Consider the following 17,471-nt stretch of genomic DNA (forward strand, 5'->3'; position numbering starts at 1 on the left):
TGGTGCCCTCCCCCGGTCCTCTCCCACAGGAGAGGGAGAAGACCAGGGGGAGGCGGGTCAATTACGCCAGCAGCAGCGCATTCACACGTTTAATGAACAGGTTAGGATCTTCCAGCGTGCCGCGCTCGGCCAGCAGAGACTGATCCAGCAGAAGCTCAACCCACTCGGCAAAGCGTGCTTCGTCCTGCGTATCCGCCGCGCGTTTCACCAGCGGATGATCCGGGTTCAGCTCGAAGATATATTTCACTTCTGGCATCGCCTGGCCCGCCGCGGCGAACAGTTTCGCCATCTGGGTGCTCATTTCATCCGCATCCGTGGTGACAATGGCCGGGGTATCAGTCAGACGGTGAGTGAAACGCACCTCTTTCACGCGATCGCCCAGCAACGTTTTCACGCGCTCAACGAAAGGCTCCAGCGCCTTCTCCGCTTCTTTCGCGCTTTCGTCCACTTCATCGGCCAGCTTATCGATCGACTCATCGGCTTTGGCGACGGACTGGAACGCCTTACCGTCGAACTCGGTCAGGTAGTTCATCATCCACTCGTCGATGCGGTCAGACAGCAGCAGTACTTCGATGCCTTTCTTACGCAGCAGCTCGAGGTGTGGGCTGCTCTTCGCCGCGGCGTAGCTGTCGGCGGTGATGTAGTAGATCTTCTCCTGCCCTTCTTTCATGCGGGAGACGTACTCTTCCAGCGACACGGTCTGCGCAGAGGAGTCGGTGTGAGTGGAAGCGAAACGCAGCAGTTTAGCAATGGCTTCTACGTTGGATGTATCTTCCGCAGGGCCCTCTTTCAGCACCAGACCGAACTGTTTCCAGAAGGTCTGGTATTTTTCTGCATCGTCTTTCGCCAGTTTTTCCAGCATCTGCAGCGCACGTTTGGTCAGTGCATTACGCAGGTTGCGGGTGACGGTGCTGTCCTGCAGAATTTCACGGGAGACGTTCAGCGGCAGATCGTTGGAGTCAATGAGACCACGCACAAAGCGCAGGTAGTTCGGCATGAACTGCTCGGCGTCATCCATGATAAATACGCGCTGGACGTACAGCTTCAGACCGTGCTTGTGATCGCGGTTCCACATATCCCACGGCGCCTGTGACGGGATATACAGCAGGCTGGTGTACTCCTGCTTACCTTCCACACGGTTGTGGCTCCAGGTGAGCGGATCGGTAAAGTCGTGGGCGATGTGTTTGTATAATTCGTTGTATTCGTCGTCTTTAATTTCAGACTTATTGCGCGTCCACAGCGCCTGCGCCTTGTTGATTTTCTCCCAGGACACCACGGTTTCACCGTCTTTCTCTTCCTGTTTTTCAATCTCAACCGGCAGGGCAATATGGTCGGAGTATTTGCTGATGATGGAGCGCACGCGCCAGTCATTCAGGAAATCGTCTTCGCCTTCACGCAGGTGAAGGGTGATTTCGGTACCGCGGTCCGCTTTGGTGATGTCATCAACGGTGTATTCGCCTTCGCCTTTAGATTCCCAGAAGACGCCGTGATCCGCACTGTCGCCTGCTGCGCGGGTACGCACGGTGACTTTGTCCGCAACGATGAACGCCGAGTAGAAGCCCACACCGAACTGGCCGATCAGCTGGCTGTCTTTCGCCTGATCGGAGCCCATTGATTCGAGGAACGCTTTGGTACCGGATTTAGCAATGGTCCCGAGATGGTCGATGACCTCGTCGCGGTTCATACCAATGCCGTTATCAGCGATAGTCAGGGTACGGTTCTCTTTATCAAAAGAGACGCGCACGCGCAGCTCACCGTCGCCTTCGTACAGATCCGGGTTAGACAGGGCGCGGAAGCGCAGCTTGTCCGCCGCATCGGAGGCGTTGGAAATCAGCTCACGCAGGAAGATTTCTTTGTTGGAATACAGGGAATGGATCATCAGGTGCAGAAGCTGTTTTACTTCTGACTGGAAACCACGGGTTTCTTGTCCTTTCATCTATGTCGACCTCAACAATGCCATTTAATGGGGTTTTAAAACGTTGAGGGAGAGATGGGGATACGAGGGGAGAATTTCAAGCGGAGGCCGCGATTGCAGCCTCCGTTTGGTCAGAAAATAATCTTGTGACGTCCAGCCAGAGAGTGGGACAGCGTGGTGCCGTCCACCATCTCCAGCTCACCGCCCACTGGCACGCCGTGAGCGATGCGGCTGGCGTCAACGCCATACTGTGCGCACAATTCGGCGATGTAGTTGGCCGTAGCTTCCCCTTCCACCGTTGGGTTGGTGGCGAGGATCACCTCTTTGATCGTTTCGGACTCAAGACGCTGTTCAAGGCGATCGAGACCGATATCGTCCGGGCCAATACCGTCCAGCGGGGAGAGATGCCCCATCAGCACAAAATAGCGGCCAGAAAACTGCCCGGTCTGTTCGATGGCGTAGATGTCCGCCGGACTCTCAACCACGCAAATCTGACCGTTTTCCTGACGACGCGGATTAGTGCAGATGTTACACACGTCCTGCTCGGTAAAGGTACGGCAATCCGCACAGTGACCAATTTCTGACATGGCACGGGTCAAAGCCTGCGCCAGGCGCATCCCGCCGCTGCGGTCGCGCTGCAATAGCGTAAACGCCATGCGCTGCGCCGACTTCGGGCCGACACCCGGCAGACAGCGCAGTGCTTCCATTAACTGCGTGAGCAGCGGACTGGTTTGCATCAGAATGGCATCTTGAAGCCAGGCGGCAGTTGCATACCGCTGGAAACAGAGGCCATTTTCTCTTTCTGAGTTTCATCGATACGGCGCGCAGCATCGTTAAACGCGGCTGCAACCAGATCTTCCAGCATGTCTTTGTCGTCTTCGAGCAGGCTTGGGTCGATTTCAACGCGACGGCAGTTATGCGCACCGTTGATGGTCACCTTGACCAGACCGGCACCGGATTCACCCGTGACTTCCAGCTGAGCGATCTCTTCCTGCATCTTCTGCATTTTTTCCTGCATCTGCTGAGCCTGCTTCATCAGGCCACCCAGACCGCCTTTTCCACCAAACATAGGCTTCTCTCTTCTTTCACGTTTAAGGATTACAACCGTAAGTCAGACTCACGATCAAATGGGGCGAATACTCTCTTCATCCAGATCGGCGTCGAAGAACCGGCGCAGAGTCTGGATATTGTTATCCGCGATAATCGACTCGCGCGCCTGCGCGAGCTTCTCTTCATAAATTGCCTGACGCCATTCCAGTGGCGTTCGCACCGCCGGATTATCATCTTCAATGATAGTCAATTCAACCGGTGCACCGTGTAATGCGGTGAGCGCCTCGGCCAGCGCTTTTTGCGCGCCAGGGGAATTCAGGTGCCGCTGACCCGGTCGCAGGTGTAAACGTACCTGATGACCGTCCTGCTCTTTCCAGGCATTCAGCGCGACCTGCTCAACCAACTTCGGCAACTGCAGTTTACTGACCTCTGCGGCCCACGCGTCACGCTCAATAGACTCTTCGGCAAGTTTCGCGGAAAGCTCAGGTGTTTTTTCATGCTCCAGCGCCTTTTTTAGCGCTTTCGGTGTGGCAACTTCTTCTTTCACCTCTTCAACGAGGGTTGTTGCCTTCCAGCGGTAAGCCTCTTCTTTCACCGGGGCTTTTTGCTCGAGCGCGGACGGTGCAGGGCGCGACTGAACGCGCTCCGTAACCGAAGCCAGTCGTTCAAGCGCGGCGTTGTTCACCGGCCGCGCTCTTCCTGGCGCTGCCGGTTCACTCTTTTTTGGTTTGGTTGCTCCCTGAGCACGTTGCAACTGGCTTCGTGCGGCAAGCACCGAACTGGTGGCCTCCGGCAGCGGTACGTTCTGCTGCGGGGGAGCCGTTGGCTGCGGTGGCACCTGCTGAGGCGACATCACCGCAGTGGGGGCGACCGGAGCAAAAGACTGTCGGGGCACTTCCGGCTCCGGCAGAGGCATGCGCGGATGGAACGCCAGCGCACGCAGCAGGGTCATTTCAACGCCCATCCGGGGATCCGGTGCAAACGGCAGCTCTTTGCGGCCAATCAGCAGCGTCTGGTAATAAAGCTGCACGTCAGCCGGTGGGACGGTGCGCGCAAGTTCACGCATCCGGTGTTCAATAACCGCCATATCGGCACCGATGGCTGACGGAGAAAGCTGCAGCATCGCCACGCGGTGCAGCAGACTTAGCATCTCAACCAACAGCGCTTCCCATTCAATGCCCCGGGCAGCTGCGGCGTTCACCAGCGACATGACGCGTTCACCGTTGGCGGAAATCATCGCTTCGATGAGAGAAAGCGCCTGATCGTCATCCAGCGTGCCGAGCATGGTGCTGACCGCGTCGGTCGAGAGTTTACCGTCACCGCTGGCGATCGCCTGGTCGGTGAGACTTAAGGCATCACGAAGGCTGCCGTCTGCCGCGCGGGCCAGCAGCTGCAGGGCGCGCGGTTCGTGGACAATCTTCTCTTCATCAAGAATATGTTCAAGCTGAGCGCGGATCTGCTCGACGTCCAGCGCCTTCAGATGGAACTGCAGGCAGCGCGACAAAATAGTGACCGGCAGCTTTTGCGGATCGGTGGTCGCCAGCAGGAATTTCACATGCGCGGGCGGCTCTTCCAGCGTTTTCAGCAGGGCGTTGAAACTGTGGCGTGACAGCATGTGCACTTCATCGATCAGATAGACCTTGAAGCGGCCACGCGCCGGCGCGTACTGCACGTTGTCGAGCAGATCGCGGGTATCTTCCACTTTCGTGCGCGAGGCGGCGTCGATCTCAATCAGATCGACAAAGCGCCCCTGCTCAATTTCACGGCAGTTGTCACACACGCCGCACGGCGTGGCGGTGATCCCGGTTTCGCAGTTCAGACCTTTTGCCAGCAAACGGGCAATAGAGGTCTTACCGACGCCGCGGGTGCCGGAGAAAAGATAAGCGTGATGGATGCGACCTAGCGACAAGCCGTTCGCCAGGGCCGTCAGCACATGCTCCTGACCGACAACGTCAGCAAAGGTTTGTGGTCGCCATTTACGGGCTAACACCTGATAACTCATGGGCAGGCTCTGCAACGCTGGAAGGTGAATTTATGGAGGGGAATGCTATCACAACCTCACCCATTGAGCGAGGTTGTGAAAACCGGGATTAATGACCCGGGAAAGGCACCAGGCTGTAGCTGGTAATGCCCTGTTTTTCCAGGCGCTGTTCGCCACCCAGGTCAAACAGGTTAATAATGAATGCCGCATCGGTCACTTCACCACCCAGACGACGGATCAGCTTCACGGTCGCTTCAATCGTGCCGCCGGTCGCCAGCAGATCGTCAACCACCAGCACTTTATCGCCAGGCTTGATCGCATCAACGTGGATTTCCAGCTGATCGGTGCCGTACTCCAGTTCGTAGCTCTCTGCGATGGTTTCACGCGGCAGTTTGCGCGGTTTACGTACCGGCACAAAGCCAACACCCATTGCCAGCGCGACCGGCGCGCCAAACAGGAATCCACGGGCTTCGGTACCCACTACTTTGGTGATCCCGGCGTTTTTATAACGCTCGACCAGCAGTTCAATGCTGAGCGCGTACGCTTTCGGGTCTTCCAGCAAGCTGGTGACATCACGGAAAAGAATGCCAGGCTTTGGATAGTCCTGGATACTTTTGATGCTGTTTTTCAGATATTCAAGCTGCTGTGCAGTTGCGGTCATCGGTTTGTGCCTAAATGAAACAGTGTTACTCACAGCGCGCAACGAGTCGGCCAGGGTAACAATTGTTTAACCTTTGACCAGGCGCAGCTGTGCTCGAAAACGGTCGAATTTACTGGCTGCGCGCAATAATTGCAACAGCCATTATAAGGCTTCAGTGCTTTTGTTGCTTTTCATCAACCACGGGGATCCGCCACATAAAGAAAAGCAGACAGGCGAGGATCGTCAGCAACAGAATGCGCACCCACATCATTTTCACCAGCCATAATGAAATGGCAAAGGTAATCAGGATCACCGCGATTGCACGCGGCTTCGCACCGGGCGGCATTGCCCGATGTTTTTGCCAGTGGCGCAAATAGCCGCCAAACCAGGAGCGGTACAGCAGCCAGTGGTGAAAGCGCGGCGATGAACGGGCGAAGCACCAGGCTGCCAGCAGGATAAAAGGCGTGGTGGGCAATAAGGGCAAAACCACGCCCAGCGTGCCTAACACTACCGCGAGCCAGCCAATGATGATTAAAATAGTACGCTGCATAATGCGAATCGTTATCAAACTGAACGGCTACTTTACCACTGGAGAGCGTATTGAAAACAGCCCAGCTTCTGGAGACGCTGCAAAATCAGCTGTCCACCCTGCGCGCGCAGGCTACGCCGTTAATGGGGCATGCTACGCTGAAGCCGCGCTTTGACCGGCAGCTTTTTCGTACCCGCAGCACGCGCATCCAGGATTATGTTGCTGAGGCGCAGACGAATCTTGATGAGTTGCGCCATGCGGTTGAGAACAACCAACAGCAACAGGTCGCCTGGCTTGCGGAACATCTCACCGAGCAGATCACCGCCCTGCACCGTGAAATGACCGCCTGGCCGCTACGCGTCTGGGACAGCGCGTCGCCGGGTCTCGGTAAATGGCAGCGCAAGCGGCTGGAGAACCAGGAGTTTGCACGCCGTCTGTTTGAGATGAAGCAGGAGCGGGAAACGCGCCTGAACGCAAGCGAGACGCTGGAAGAGCAGCAGTTATTAATGCGAGAGATTAGCGCCCTCGAGGGCCGCATCGTTCGTTGTCGTCAGGCACTGGATGAAATCGAACGCGTCATTGAACGTCTGACCCGTTAACAGGAGCCGTAAATGTCACTGGAAAATGCACCCGATGAGGTCAAGCTGGCCGTCGATTTGATTATGCTGCTGGAGAATCATGATATCCCTGCCCAGACGGTGCTGAAAGCCCTTGAGATAGTGAAGACGGATTTTGAAGGCAAGGTGAAGGCCAGTCGCCTTCACCCTGACCCTCTCCCACCGGGAGAGGGAACCTGAATTACGCCGGAGTAGGATCGTCACCCTGAATCTCGCGCTTCACTTCCGTATGCTCGTCACCTTTCTCGTTACGCAGGTGAACTTCAAGCTGGTTGAAGGCGATGTTAATATTGTTTTCACGGCACAGACGATCGATAGTGCGGTTCAGCTCATCCACGGTGTAGCTGCGATCGCGCAGCTCACGCACGTATAACCGCAGCTCGTGATCCAGCGTGCTCGGCCCAAAGGTGGTGAAGAACACATCTGGGGCGGGCTCGTGCATCACCTTAGGATGCGATTTCGCGGCTTTTAACAACACCTCTTTCACTTTATCCAGATCGGAGCCGTAGGCCACGCCCAGTCGAATGACGACGCGCGTTGTGGTGTCAGAGAGCGACCAGTTGATCAGTCGCTCGGTGACGAACGCTTTGTTCGGGATAATCACCTCTTTGCGATCGAAGTCGGTGATGGTGGTGGCACGAATACGGATCTTGCTGACCGTTCCCGAGAAGGTGCCGATGGTGACGGTATCACCGATACGCACCGGACGTTCGAACAGGATGATCAGGCCGGAAACAAAGTTACCGAAGATCTCCTGCAAGCCAAAACCAAGACCGACAGAGAGCGCGGCCGCCAGCCACTGCAGCTTATCCCACGAGACGCCAAGCGATCCAAAGACCGTCATCGCCCCGACAATAATAATGACGTAGTTGAGGATGGTGGTGATGGCATACGATGCCCCCTGACGCAGGTTCAGACGCGACAGCACCAGCACTTCAAGCAGGCCTGGCAGGTTTCGAATCAACGCCCAGGCCACCACTGACGACACCAGGGCAAAGAGCAGGCTGCCCATGGTCACGCTTTTCATTACCGCAGCGCCCGCTTCGGTGCCGTTGTATTGCCAGAGGGTGATACTGTCGAGGTAGGCAAAGACGGTGATTAAATCAGACCAGATTGCCCAGAACATCACCGCAAACAGCGCGATCATCACCAGCATGGTGATACGCAGTGTCTGCTGGTTAACCTGCTCCAGCGCGATGGTTGGCTCTTCCTGTGGCTCCGCGCCTTCGGCCCCCTCCTTCACCTGATGCTGGCGACGCGCGATGGCACGACGATAAGCGATGCGGCGAGCCGCCACGCTCAGGCCACGCAGTACGGTCTGATAGAGCAGGTTCCAGACGATCACCAGATAGACGGTTTCAATCCAGCGTCCGGACAGGCGCAACGTGGTATAGAAGTACCCCGTCGCCGTGAGCACCATCAGTGCCAGTGGAATAATCGCCAGTACCGTCACGGTGGCCAGACGAATGTTGTGAGACTCTTTATCCCGCCAGCTGTCGCGGCACATCGGCCACATCAGGATGGCAATGAGCAGCAGGTTCAGCAAAATAACCAGCTGGCCCATGACATCGTCCATCAGGTGCAGCGGAGACAGCTCAGCGACGACGGACCAGAAGTGCAGCGGCAACAGCGCCAGGCTGACGCGTACAATCTGACGACGCCAGTGGCTGGTCAGTTGCGCAGGCATGTTGAAATGACGCACCGCAACGCCGTCTTTTTCCAGCACTTTCCAGCACACGCCAAACACCAGCCAGAACAGGGCCAGTTTTTTACTGAACGCCCACAGCAGGTCGCTAATGTTGAGCTGCATCGTCAGCAGGATAAGCCCCACCGCCAGAATAATCAGGCAGACCGGCAGCGCGCGGATCAGATCGATCAGAATCGCTTTTGGCGTGTGCAGCTGGCTGTCGTTACGCAGTTGCCCCACTTCAGACGCCAGCTTATCCTGGTATTTCTTCAGCCAGCCCAGACGCCAGCGGATCAGGCCGGCAATCAGCAGCAGCGGGAGCCCCGCCAGGAAGGCAATCATCACCGCAGGCCAGGCTTTCTCCCAGTTTACGGTGATTTTCATGCTCTTAATCTGCGCCTTCAGCGTTTCAGGGAAGGATTTAATCCAGTCCCAGTCCATCGGCTTATTGCTGTTAACCCAGAAAATCTGCTGGGTCAGGATCTCCTGCAGACTTTTCGACACGCTCACCAGCTGTTGCTGGTTGATCTGCAGGTTAATCGCCATCATCAGCTGGTTGCCGAGCTGTTTGTTGAGCTGGTCGAGCAGCTCGCGGCGCATATCCACAACCTGCAGCAGTGCATCGTGAACTTCCGGGTTCACTTCACTGGAATGGCCCTCTTCCAATTTGGCGACAAACGTATCGCTCTGGAAAAGGGCGTCGCGCTGCTGGTTCACATCGAATTGTTCCAGACGCAAATCCGCAATGCGGTTGGTCATGTCCTCGAGCTCATCGGCGGACGGTAGCGTCTGCTGTTGCTGGTAGAGAATACGCGACAGCAGCAGGCTGCCTTTCAGAACCGCAATCTGCTCTTTAATGTTACGTTCAGCCTGCAGCGCACGGTCCAGCCAGTTTTTCACTCTGATATTTTGCTGAACCAGCGAGTTACCGCTTTCTGTTGCCAGTATCAGGCGCTGGCTCAGCTGATGGTTAGCCTCGAGCTCCTGTTTCACCAGCGGGTTCGCCTGAATGCGGGCAGTTTCGTCCGGTGAGACGGCTTCCTGAGCCGTTTTCTCCGTCAGCGTAAGGCGCTTGCTGTTAACCGCCTCCTGCAACAGCTGAAGCTGATGTTCCAGACGATTAATGTTCGCCGTTACGTAGTCGCGCTGCTTCTGGAGCGTATCCTGCAGCACCGTATTCCCTTCCAGGCTTTTACGCTGCTGTTCGATTTGTGCATTCAGTAAGGCCTGTTGCACCAGCAGCAGCGTTTGCTGCGTTGGGCGCAGGGTACCTTCGCCAACCGACGTGCCGTTCAGACGGTTGCGGATCTGCTGCAGCTGCTGAGAGGCGGCGTACATCGCATTTTGCACGCGCTCGGGCTGGGTTTGCAGGGAGACAAGCTGGCTGTTGTACGTACCGAGATCGGACTGCGCCGTTTGCAGATCGTCGAGCAGCTGTGCGACGCGCGATTCCAGCTGACGCAATGACAGGGTCGCGAGCGTTTTACGGGTTTCGTCGTCATTATCCACATCGCTCAGGGCATTCAGCGATTCCGTGGCCTTACGCATGTTTTCAGGCGCCTGCGCCACTTTCTGCCGAAGCTGTGTGGTTTCCGCTTTAACACGCTCAATTTTATCAAGCGTTTCCAGCGTCTCTGTCAGATCCTGCTGAACGAGCTTATCCAGAGCAGAGAGATCTTTTTGTTTATTCAGGGTGTCGAGTTGCGACTGAACATCACTGCGTGAAGGGATGTCATTGTTGTTATCGGCGCGGGCCCAGGAAAGCGGTGCCGTTGCGAAGAAAAACAGCGTCGCCAATAAAAATACAAGAACAGGATGTTGCGAGCGATTGGTGTGCAGCATAGTTGTGAATGATGTCAGAAGATGACCGAAAATAGTCCGGCGTGCAGGATATCACGCTCGCCTGAAGCAGAATAGCGCGAACGTGAGCCTCTAAGAGAAATCCTGGAATCGCGTCAGGCTGTTAGCGAGCCTGACTTGCCATGCAGCGTCGGGGAGAGCTGGCACATCTCCAGGAAAATAGCGACATAGCTGCGGGCTTCGTTCTTCAGGTCAAAGGAGTCCGGGGCGAAAAGCCAGTTTTCCATCAGGCCGGAAATATAACTGCGCATCAGGACAGCCGCCCGTCGGGTCATTAACGTCGCTGGCAGCTGGTTCGCCTGCATGCACTGGGTGAGGACCTGTTCAATGCGATCGTAGCTTTCCAGACACAGGCTGCGCTGCGCCTGCTGGACGACCGCCATCTCTCCGACCAACTCGCATTTATGGTAGATGATTTCCATCATTAACCTGCGACGTTCTTCAACTACCGTTGCTTCAAGGATATATACTAATATTTCTCTTAATACTGAGAGTGGATCCTCGGGGAATTTTGCCCGATACTCAGTCTCAAGATCGCTAATGCTGGACTCTGAGAGTTGCCAGATTTCACTGAACAGATCTGTCTTGTCTTTAAAATGCCAGTAAATCGCTCCCCGCGTGACGCCCGCGGCCTGAGCAATCTGCGCCAGCGAGGTTGACGAAACACCCTGCTGAGAAAACAAACGCATAGCCACATCCAGAATGTGTTGTCGGGTTTCAAGCGCTTGTTGTTTGGTTTTTCGTGCCATACGTTAGTGAATTTACAGGAGTCAGATTTACATACATTTGTGAATGTATGTACCATAGCATGACGATAATATAAACGCAGCAATGGGTTTTTGGACTCAGGACCATTGATCAATTTGAAATCGGACACTCGAGGTTTACATATGAACAAAAACAGAGGGTTAACGCCTCTGGCGGTCGTTCTGATGCTCTCAGGCAGCTTAGCGCTAACAGGATGTGACGACAAACAGGCTCAACAAGGAGCTCAGCAGGTGCCAGAAGTTGGCGTGGTGACGCTCAAGTCCGAACCTCTCCAGATAACGACAGAATTACCGGGCCGTACCAGCGCATACCGCATCGCAGAAGTGCGTCCTCAGGTGAGTGGTATCATCCTGAAACGTAACTTCACCGAGGGTGGTGAAGTGAAAGCTGGCGAGTCTCTGTATCAGATTGATCCGGCAACCTACCAGGCCTCCTATGAGAGCGCGAAAGGCGATCTGGCGAAAGCAGAAGCTGCAGCCAAAATCTCCCAACTGACGCTGAACCGCTACAAAAAACTGCTCGGTACCAAGTACATCAGTCAACAGGATTATGACACTGCCCTGTCTGATGCACAGCAGACCAACGCCGCCGTGATTGCCGCGAAAGCTGCAGTGGAAACAGCGCGTATTAACCTCGCCTATACCAAAGTGACCTCCCCAATCAGCGGTCGCATCGGTAAATCTTCCGTCACGGAAGGGGCGCTGGTGCAGAACGGTCAGACCAACGCGTTGGCCACCGTGCAGCAGCTTGATCCGATTTACGTTGACGTGACCCAGTCCAGCAACGATTTCCTGCGCCTGAAACAAGAGCTGGCAAATGGCACGCTGAAGCAGGAAAACGGTAAAGCCAAAGTGGAGCTCGTGACCAATGACGGTATCAAGTTCCCGCAGGCAGGCACACTGGAATTCTCCGATGTGACGGTCGACCAAACCACCGGTTCCATCACCTTACGTGCGATTTTCCCGAACCCGGATAAGACACTCTTACCTGGTATGTTCGTTCGCGCACGTCTGGAAGAAGGCACCAACCCAACCGCACTTCTGGTGCCTCAGCAGGGTGTCACCCGTACGCCACGTGGCGACGCGAGTGCACTGGTTGTCGGGGCTGATGACAAAGTCGAAACGCGCAACATCACTGCCACGCAGGCGATTGGCGATAAATGGCTGGTGACGGAAGGTCTGAAAGATGGCGATCGCGTGATTATTACTGGTTTGCAAAAAGTTCGTCCTGGCGCGCAGGTCAAAGCACAGGAAGTGAAATCTGACGATAAACAACAAGCTTCGGCCGCTGGCCAGTCAGAACAAACCAAGTCTTAACTTAAACAGGAGCCGTTAAGACATGCCTAATTTCTTTATCGATCGCCCCATATTTGCATGGGTGATCGCCATAATCATCATGCTGGCTGGGGGACTTGCGATCCTGAAGCTGCCTGTCGCGCAATATCCAACGATTGCGCCACCGGCGGTAACAATTTCCGCAACCTACCCCGGGGCTGATGCAAAAACGGTGCAGGATACCGTGACACAGGTTATCGAACAGAACATGAACGGTATCGATAACCTGATGTACATGTCCTCAAACAGTGACTCAACCGGTACGGTACAGATCACCCTGACCTTCCAGTCAGGTACTGATGCTGACATCGCGCAGGTTCAGGTCCAGAACAAACTGCAGCTCGCCATGCCGTTGCTGCCACAAGAAGTACAACAGCAGGGTGTGAGCGTCGAGAAATCGTCCAGTAGCTTCCTGATGGTTGTTGGCGTTATCAACACCAACGGCACCATGACGCAGGAGGATATTTCCGACTACGTGGGCGCCAACATGAAGGACGCCATCAGCCGTACGTCTGGTGTGGGTGACGTTCAGCTGTTCGGTTCTCAGTACGCGATGCGTATCTGGATGGATCCGAACAAACTGAACAACTTCCAGCTGACGCCGGTGGACGTGATCAACGCCATCAAAGCGCAGAACGCCCAGGTTGCCGCCGGTCAGTTAGGCGGTACCCCGCCGGTGAAAGGCCAGCAGCTTAACGCCTCGATCATCGCACAGACCCGTCTGACCTCCGCCGATGAGTTCAGTAAAATTCTGCTGAAGGTGAATCAGGACGGTTCGCAGGTTCGTCTGCGCGACGTGGCGAAAGTGGAACTGGGTGGCGAAAACTACGACATCATTGCGAAGTTTAACGGCAAGCCGGCTTCCGGTCTCGGGATCAAACTGGCGACAGGTGCTAACGCCCTGGACACCGCGACGGCTATCCGTGCGGAACTGAAGAAGATGGAACCGTTCTTCCCGTCAGGCCTGAAGATCGTTTATCCGTATGACACCACGCCGTTCGTCAAAATCTCGATTCACGAAGTGGTTAAAACCCTGGCAGAAGCGATCATCCTGGTATTCCTGGTCATGTATCTGTTCCTGCAAAACTTCCGCGCGACGCTGATCCCAACCATCGCCGTACCAGTCGTATTGCTCGGGACCTTCGCCATACTGGCCATCTTTGGCTACTCGATAAACACCCTGACGATGTTCGGGATGGTGCTCGCCATCGGCTTGCTTGTGGATGACGCCATCGTGGTGGTAGAAAACGTCGAGCGTGTCATGGCGGAAGAAGGTCTACCGCCGAAGGAAGCAACCCGTAAATCCATGGGCCAGATCCAGGGCGCGCTGGTCGGTATCGCGATGGTACTGTCTGCGGTATTTATCCCGATGGCCTTCTTCGGCGGCTCAACCGGTGCAATTTATCGTCAGTTCTCCATCACCATTGTCTCGGCGATGGCGCTGTCGGTACTGGTTGCATTGATCCTGACGCCTGCACTGTGTGCCACCATGCTGAAACCTGTTCAGAAAGGCGGTCACGGCGAGCATAAAGGGTTCTTCGGCTGGTTTAACCGCATGTTTGATAAGAGCACGCATCACTACACCGACAGCGTGGGTAACATCCTGCGCAGCACCGGTCGTTACCTGCTGCTCTATATCATCATCGTGGTGGGTATGGCCTATCTGTTCGTTCGTCTGCCAAGCTCGTTCCTGCCCGATGAAGACCAGGGCGTGTTCCTGACGATGGCACAGCTGCCGGCGGGTGCCTCGCAAGAACGTACCCAGAAGGTGCTGGATGAAGTAACGGATTACTACCTCACCAAAGAGAAAGCTAACGTTGAATCCGTGTTTGCGGTTAACGGCTTTGGCTTTGCGGGTCGTGGTCAGAACACCGGTATTGCCTTCGTTTCTCTGAAAGACTGGTCAGAACGTCCAGGCGAAGAGAACAAAGTTGAGGCGATTACTGGCCGTGCAATGGGCACGTTCTCACAGATTAAAGATGCGATGGTCTTCGCCTTTAACCTGCCAGCGATCGTTGAACTGGGAACAGCGACAGGTTTCGACTTCCAGCTGATTGACCAGGGCGGTCTGGGTCATGAAAAACTGACGCAGGCACGTAACCAGCTGTTCGGTGAAGTGGCGAAACACCCTGACCTTCTGGTCGGCGTGCGTCCTAACGGTCTGGAAGATACGCCTCAGTACAAAATCGACATCGATCAGGAGAAAGCGCAGGCACTGGGCGTTTCCATCAGTGACATCAATACCACGCTGGGCGCGGCCTGGGGCGGTAGCTACGTCAACGACTTCATCGACCGTGGTCGTGTGAAGAAAGTGTACGTGATGTCAGAAGCGCAATACCGTATGTTACCGAACGATATCAACAACTGGTACGTTCGCGGCAACAACGGTCAGATGGTGCCGTTCTCATCCTTCTCTACGTCGCACTGGGAATACGGTTCGCCGCGTCTGGAACGTTATAACGGGCTGCCATCCATGGAGATCCTGGGTCAGGCCGCACCAGGCCGAAGCACCGGTGAAGCCATGAACCTGATGGAAGAGCTGGCAGGTAAATTGCCTGCGGGTATCGGCTATGACTGGACCGGTATGTCCTACCAGGAACGTCTGTCCGGAAACCAGGCCCCTGCCCTGTACGCCATTTCACTGATTGTGGTCTTCCTGTGTCTGGCGGCACTGTATGAGAGCTGGTCGATTCCGTTCTCCGTTATGCTGGTGGTGCCACTGGGGGTTATCGGTGCGCTGCTTGCGGCAACGTTCCGTGGATTAACCAACGACGTGTACTTCCAGGTGGGCCTGCTGACAACCATTGGCTTGTCGGCGAAGAACGCGATACTTATCGTTGAATTCGCCAAAGATCTGATGGAGAAAGAAGGTAAAGGCCTGATTGAGGCGACCCTTGACGCGGTGCGTATGCGTCTGCGCCCAATCCTGATGACATCGCTGGCATTTATCCTCGGGGTAATGCCGCTGGTTATCAGTACCGGTGCGGGTTCCGGTGCACAGAACGCCGTCGGTACAGGCGTTATGGGGGGTATGGTTACCGCAACCGTACTTGCTATCTTCTTCGTTCCGGTATTCTTCGTGGTGGTTCGCCGCCGCTTTAGCCGCAAGAATGAAGATATTGAGCACAGTCATTCGGTAGAACCGCACTGATACCGGTTTCACATGATAAAAAGGCCGCATTAGCGGCCTTTTTCTTTTTCAGAAAAAAATCATAAAATAGGCTTATTGTGCTTCTATTTATTTCCTGCCGCCTACAATGACATATCATAATTAAGTGATAACGTAATCGCTGAATTCAGGATTTTTTTAATTTCATTTCCCTGCTTAAGTGATTAGGAATATTCCTAACCATATCTTCAGACAAAGAGAACTCCGGATTTGGACATCTTAGGATTGTTTACGCTAAGCCAATGAAACGTAAGGGAGCGAAAAAAGTTCCGCGTTAATCTGGATAAAAATGTTTAGTTCTGAAGGCACATTTGCGTAAAGGCTCGCAGTCAGTGCTTTTATTTGTAATTTTTCGTAATAGCGCGGTGAAATCTTGATCAGAGTGGATTATAGTTAGAGTTATCAGGAACACAGCACCCGTGCGGCTAAGTATGTTGTATCCATCCCGACATGATGTTCGGTGAGTAAGAAATCACTCAGAAGGGGATGCGCTATGGACGAGTACTCGCCAAAAAGGCATGATATCGCGCAGTTGAAATTTCTCTGCGAATCCTTGTACCATGACTGCCTTGCCAATCTTGATGAAAGTAACCATGGCTGGGTAAACGACCCAACGTCTGCCATCAATTTACAGTTAAACGAGTTGATCGAGCATATTGCAACCTTCGCACTTAATTATAAAATTAAGTACAATGAAGATAATAAGCTGATTGAGCAAATTGATGAATACCTGGATGACACCTTTATGTTGTTCAGCAGCTACGGCATTAATGCGCAAGATTTGCAGAAATGGCGTAAATCGGGCAACCGACTATTTCGTTGCTTCATCAACGTGAGCAGAGCTAACCCCGTTAGTCTTTCCTGTTAAAATTATTACAATTAGTAAGGTAAATTTATGTCTGAAAAACCACTCACAAAAATCGATTATTTGATGCGTTTGCGACGCTGTCAGTCAATAGACACGCTTGAACGTGTAATTGAAAAGAATAAATACGAGCTTTCTGATAATGAACTGGCGGTATTTTATTCAGCGGCTGACCACCGTCTTGCAGAACTGACTATGAATAAGCTGTATGACAAAATCCCAACGTCCGTGTGGAGATTTGTCCGTTAATCTTTGAAGTGTGTCTGTAGAGGTTCTACGCCACTTTCTCAGCTGTATTCAACTTTCTGGCTATACCCTCCTGCCCCAGTGCAGGTCTCCGTGTAAAACGTGCTCATCCGCAATATTATTGTGATTATAGTCACAGTGGTTTTCCGGGAACGTTCCCCTGTTATCCTGTTCCGATTACCCTACGGTAAAGACGACCAGCGAGGTTCCCAATGAGCATAGAAAAGCAGAAGATGATTGCAGGTGAACATTACCGCCCTGGTGATGAAACATTACGGGCCGACCGATTACGCGCCCGACACCTGGTTCACCGTTATAACCACACTGCACCTGATGAGAAACTCGAACGCCAGAACATTCTGGCGGAACTCCTCGGGCAAAGCGAAGGGGCCTATATTGAGCCGAGCTTCCGCTGTGACTATGGATATAACATTTATTTGGGCAAAGAATTTTACGCCAATTTCGATTGCGTGATGCTGGATGTCTGCCCGATACATATTGGCGACAACTGCATGCTCGCGCCAGGGGTGCATATTTACACGGCAACCCATCCGCTGGACGCCGACGCGCGTAATAGCGGCGTGGAGTTTGGCAAGCCGGTGACCATCGGCAACAACGTCTGGATTGGCGGACGTGCGGTTATTAACCCGGGCGTTACGTTGGGTGATAATGTGGTGGTGGCCTCTGGCGCTATCGTAACGAAAGACGTCCCGGCGAATGTCGTCGTCGGCGGCAATCCGGCAACAATCATTAAACGGCTGTAAAGTGACGGGGAGTCAACTGTTATGGTCTTTTAGCGCCTGACTGTTA

General features: G+C 54.2%; 15 protein-coding genes and 1 other annotated feature. Of the genes, 7 read left to right on the forward strand and 8 right to left on the reverse strand.

Going from position 1 to position 17,471, the window contains the following annotated elements:
• Positions 1-61 precede the first annotated feature (61 nt).
• The 6 genes from htpG to BJP35_RS10880 all read right to left on the reverse strand — a co-directional run bounded on the left by htpG (position 62) and on the right by BJP35_RS10880 (position 6,136).
• Positions 62-1,936: a molecular chaperone HtpG gene (htpG, locus tag BJP35_RS10855; protein ID WP_086463098.1), complete on the reverse strand. Its 1,875-nt coding sequence runs from the start codon at positions 1,934-1,936 to the stop codon at positions 62-64.
• A gap of 110 nt (positions 1,937-2,046) precedes the next feature.
• Entirely contained in the window at positions 2,047-2,652 is a 606-nt protein-coding gene (gene recR / locus BJP35_RS10860) for a recombination mediator RecR (RefSeq protein ID WP_006809843.1), read from the reverse strand.
• Positions 2,652-2,984 carry a YbaB/EbfC family nucleoid-associated protein gene (locus BJP35_RS10865; RefSeq protein ID WP_010428194.1) on the reverse strand — a complete coding sequence of 111 codons (333 nt, stop codon included), beginning with the start codon at positions 2,982-2,984 and terminating at the stop codon, positions 2,652-2,654. Before BJP35_RS10865 ends, recR begins: the two co-directional genes overlap by 1 nt.
• Positions 2,985-3,038: 54 nt before the next feature.
• Entirely contained in the window at positions 3,039-4,967 is a 1,929-nt protein-coding gene (gene dnaX / locus BJP35_RS10870) for a DNA polymerase III subunit gamma/tau (RefSeq protein ID WP_047744116.1), read from the reverse strand.
• Positions 3,645-3,709: a sequence feature (DnaX frameshifting element), on the reverse strand. It overlaps the preceding gene by 65 nt.
• A gap of 88 nt (positions 4,968-5,055) precedes the next feature.
• A complete protein-coding gene (gene apt / locus BJP35_RS10875; RefSeq protein ID WP_000127359.1) occupies positions 5,056-5,607 on the reverse strand; it encodes an adenine phosphoribosyltransferase in 552 nt (183 codons plus the stop codon).
• A 151-nt stretch (positions 5,608-5,758) separates the two neighbouring features.
• Positions 5,759-6,136 carry a DUF454 family protein gene (locus BJP35_RS10880; protein WP_020885182.1) on the reverse strand — a complete coding sequence of 126 codons (378 nt, stop codon included), beginning with the start codon at positions 6,134-6,136 and terminating at the stop codon, positions 5,759-5,761.
• 50 nt (positions 6,137-6,186) lie between these two features.
• On the opposite strand from BJP35_RS10880, the gene priC reads away from it, so the two are divergent.
• Together priC and rsmS are read left to right on the forward strand one after the other, a co-directional pair.
• Positions 6,187-6,714, forward strand: coding sequence for a primosomal replication protein N'' (priC, locus tag BJP35_RS10885; protein ID WP_086463099.1), 528 nt, complete (start codon positions 6,187-6,189; stop codon positions 6,712-6,714).
• Between the two features lie 12 nt (positions 6,715-6,726).
• Entirely contained in the window at positions 6,727-6,912 is a 186-nt protein-coding gene (rsmS, locus tag BJP35_RS10890; protein WP_014168908.1) for a pleiotropic regulatory protein RsmS, read from the forward strand.
• Position 6,913: 1 nt separating this feature from the next.
• Here the strand turns inward: rsmS and mscK are convergent, their stop codons facing one another.
• Positions 6,914-10,261 (reverse strand): mechanosensitive channel MscK, encoded by a 3,348-nt coding sequence (mscK, locus tag BJP35_RS10895; protein WP_014168907.1) that lies wholly within the window; start codon positions 10,259-10,261, stop codon positions 6,914-6,916.
• Between the two features lie 113 nt (positions 10,262-10,374).
• Complete coding sequence (gene acrR, locus BJP35_RS10900) at positions 10,375-11,028, reverse strand: multidrug efflux transporter transcriptional repressor AcrR (protein ID WP_014168906.1); 654 nt, start codon at positions 11,026-11,028, stop codon at positions 10,375-10,377.
• Between the two features lie 141 nt (positions 11,029-11,169).
• On the opposite strand from acrR, the gene acrA reads away from it, so the two are divergent.
• From acrA to maa, 5 genes are all read left to right on the forward strand, one after another.
• The gene (gene acrA / locus BJP35_RS10905) at positions 11,170-12,363 is read left to right on the forward strand and encodes a multidrug efflux RND transporter periplasmic adaptor subunit AcrA (RefSeq protein ID WP_020885186.1); all 1,194 of its coding nucleotides are present in this window, start codon (positions 11,170-11,172) and stop codon (positions 12,361-12,363) included.
• A 22-nt stretch (positions 12,364-12,385) separates the two neighbouring features.
• Positions 12,386-15,532 carry a multidrug efflux RND transporter permease subunit AcrB gene (acrB, locus tag BJP35_RS10910; RefSeq protein WP_014168904.1) on the forward strand — a complete coding sequence of 1,049 codons (3,147 nt, stop codon included), beginning with the start codon at positions 12,386-12,388 and terminating at the stop codon, positions 15,530-15,532.
• 511 nt (positions 15,533-16,043) lie between these two features.
• On the forward strand, positions 16,044-16,418 hold the full coding sequence (gene tomB, locus BJP35_RS10915; protein WP_020885187.1) for an Hha toxicity modulator TomB: 375 nt from the start codon (positions 16,044-16,046) through the stop codon (positions 16,416-16,418).
• 27 nt (positions 16,419-16,445) lie between these two features.
• Positions 16,446-16,664: an HHA domain-containing protein gene (locus BJP35_RS10920; protein WP_014168902.1), complete on the forward strand. Its 219-nt coding sequence runs from the start codon at positions 16,446-16,448 to the stop codon at positions 16,662-16,664.
• A 209-nt stretch (positions 16,665-16,873) separates the two neighbouring features.
• Complete coding sequence (gene maa, locus BJP35_RS10925) at positions 16,874-17,425, forward strand: maltose O-acetyltransferase (protein WP_020885188.1); 552 nt, start codon at positions 16,874-16,876, stop codon at positions 17,423-17,425.
• Positions 17,426-17,471: the final 46 nt, after the last annotated feature.

This window comes from Enterobacter sp. J49 (genome assembly GCF_002148625.1).
Taxonomy (GTDB): domain Bacteria; phylum Pseudomonadota; class Gammaproteobacteria; order Enterobacterales; family Enterobacteriaceae; genus Enterobacter; species Enterobacter ludwigii.

Excerpts from the sequence above, each read along its gene's own strand:
- acrA (WP_020885186.1), top strand. The coding sequence starts at position 11,170 with ATGAACAAAAACAGAGGGTTAACGCCTCTGGCGGTCGTTCTGATGCTC.
- BJP35_RS10865 (WP_010428194.1), bottom strand. The coding sequence starts at position 2,984 with ATGTTTGGTGGAAAAGGCGGTCTGGGTGGCCTGATGAAGCAGGCTCAG.
- acrR (WP_014168906.1), bottom strand. The coding sequence starts at position 11,028 with ATGGCACGAAAAACCAAACAACAAGCGCTTGAAACCCGACAACACATT.
- mscK (WP_014168907.1), bottom strand. The coding sequence starts at position 10,261 with ATGCTGCACACCAATCGCTCGCAACATCCTGTTCTTGTATTTTTATTG.
- BJP35_RS10920 (WP_014168902.1), top strand. The coding sequence starts at position 16,446 with ATGTCTGAAAAACCACTCACAAAAATCGATTATTTGATGCGTTTGCGA.
- maa (WP_020885188.1), top strand. The coding sequence starts at position 16,874 with ATGAGCATAGAAAAGCAGAAGATGATTGCAGGTGAACATTACCGCCCT.
- apt (WP_000127359.1), bottom strand. The coding sequence starts at position 5,607 with ATGACCGCAACTGCACAGCAGCTTGAATATCTGAAAAACAGCATCAAA.
- htpG (WP_086463098.1), bottom strand. The coding sequence starts at position 1,936 with ATGAAAGGACAAGAAACCCGTGGTTTCCAGTCAGAAGTAAAACAGCTT.
- tomB (WP_020885187.1), top strand. The coding sequence starts at position 16,044 with ATGGACGAGTACTCGCCAAAAAGGCATGATATCGCGCAGTTGAAATTT.
- recR (WP_006809843.1), bottom strand. The coding sequence starts at position 2,652 with ATGCAAACCAGTCCGCTGCTCACGCAGTTAATGGAAGCACTGCGCTGT.
- BJP35_RS10880 (WP_020885182.1), bottom strand. The coding sequence starts at position 6,136 with ATGCAGCGTACTATTTTAATCATCATTGGCTGGCTCGCGGTAGTGTTA.
- acrB (WP_014168904.1), top strand. The coding sequence starts at position 12,386 with ATGCCTAATTTCTTTATCGATCGCCCCATATTTGCATGGGTGATCGCC.
- rsmS (WP_014168908.1), top strand. The coding sequence starts at position 6,727 with ATGTCACTGGAAAATGCACCCGATGAGGTCAAGCTGGCCGTCGATTTG.
- dnaX (WP_047744116.1), bottom strand. The coding sequence starts at position 4,967 with ATGAGTTATCAGGTGTTAGCCCGTAAATGGCGACCACAAACCTTTGCT.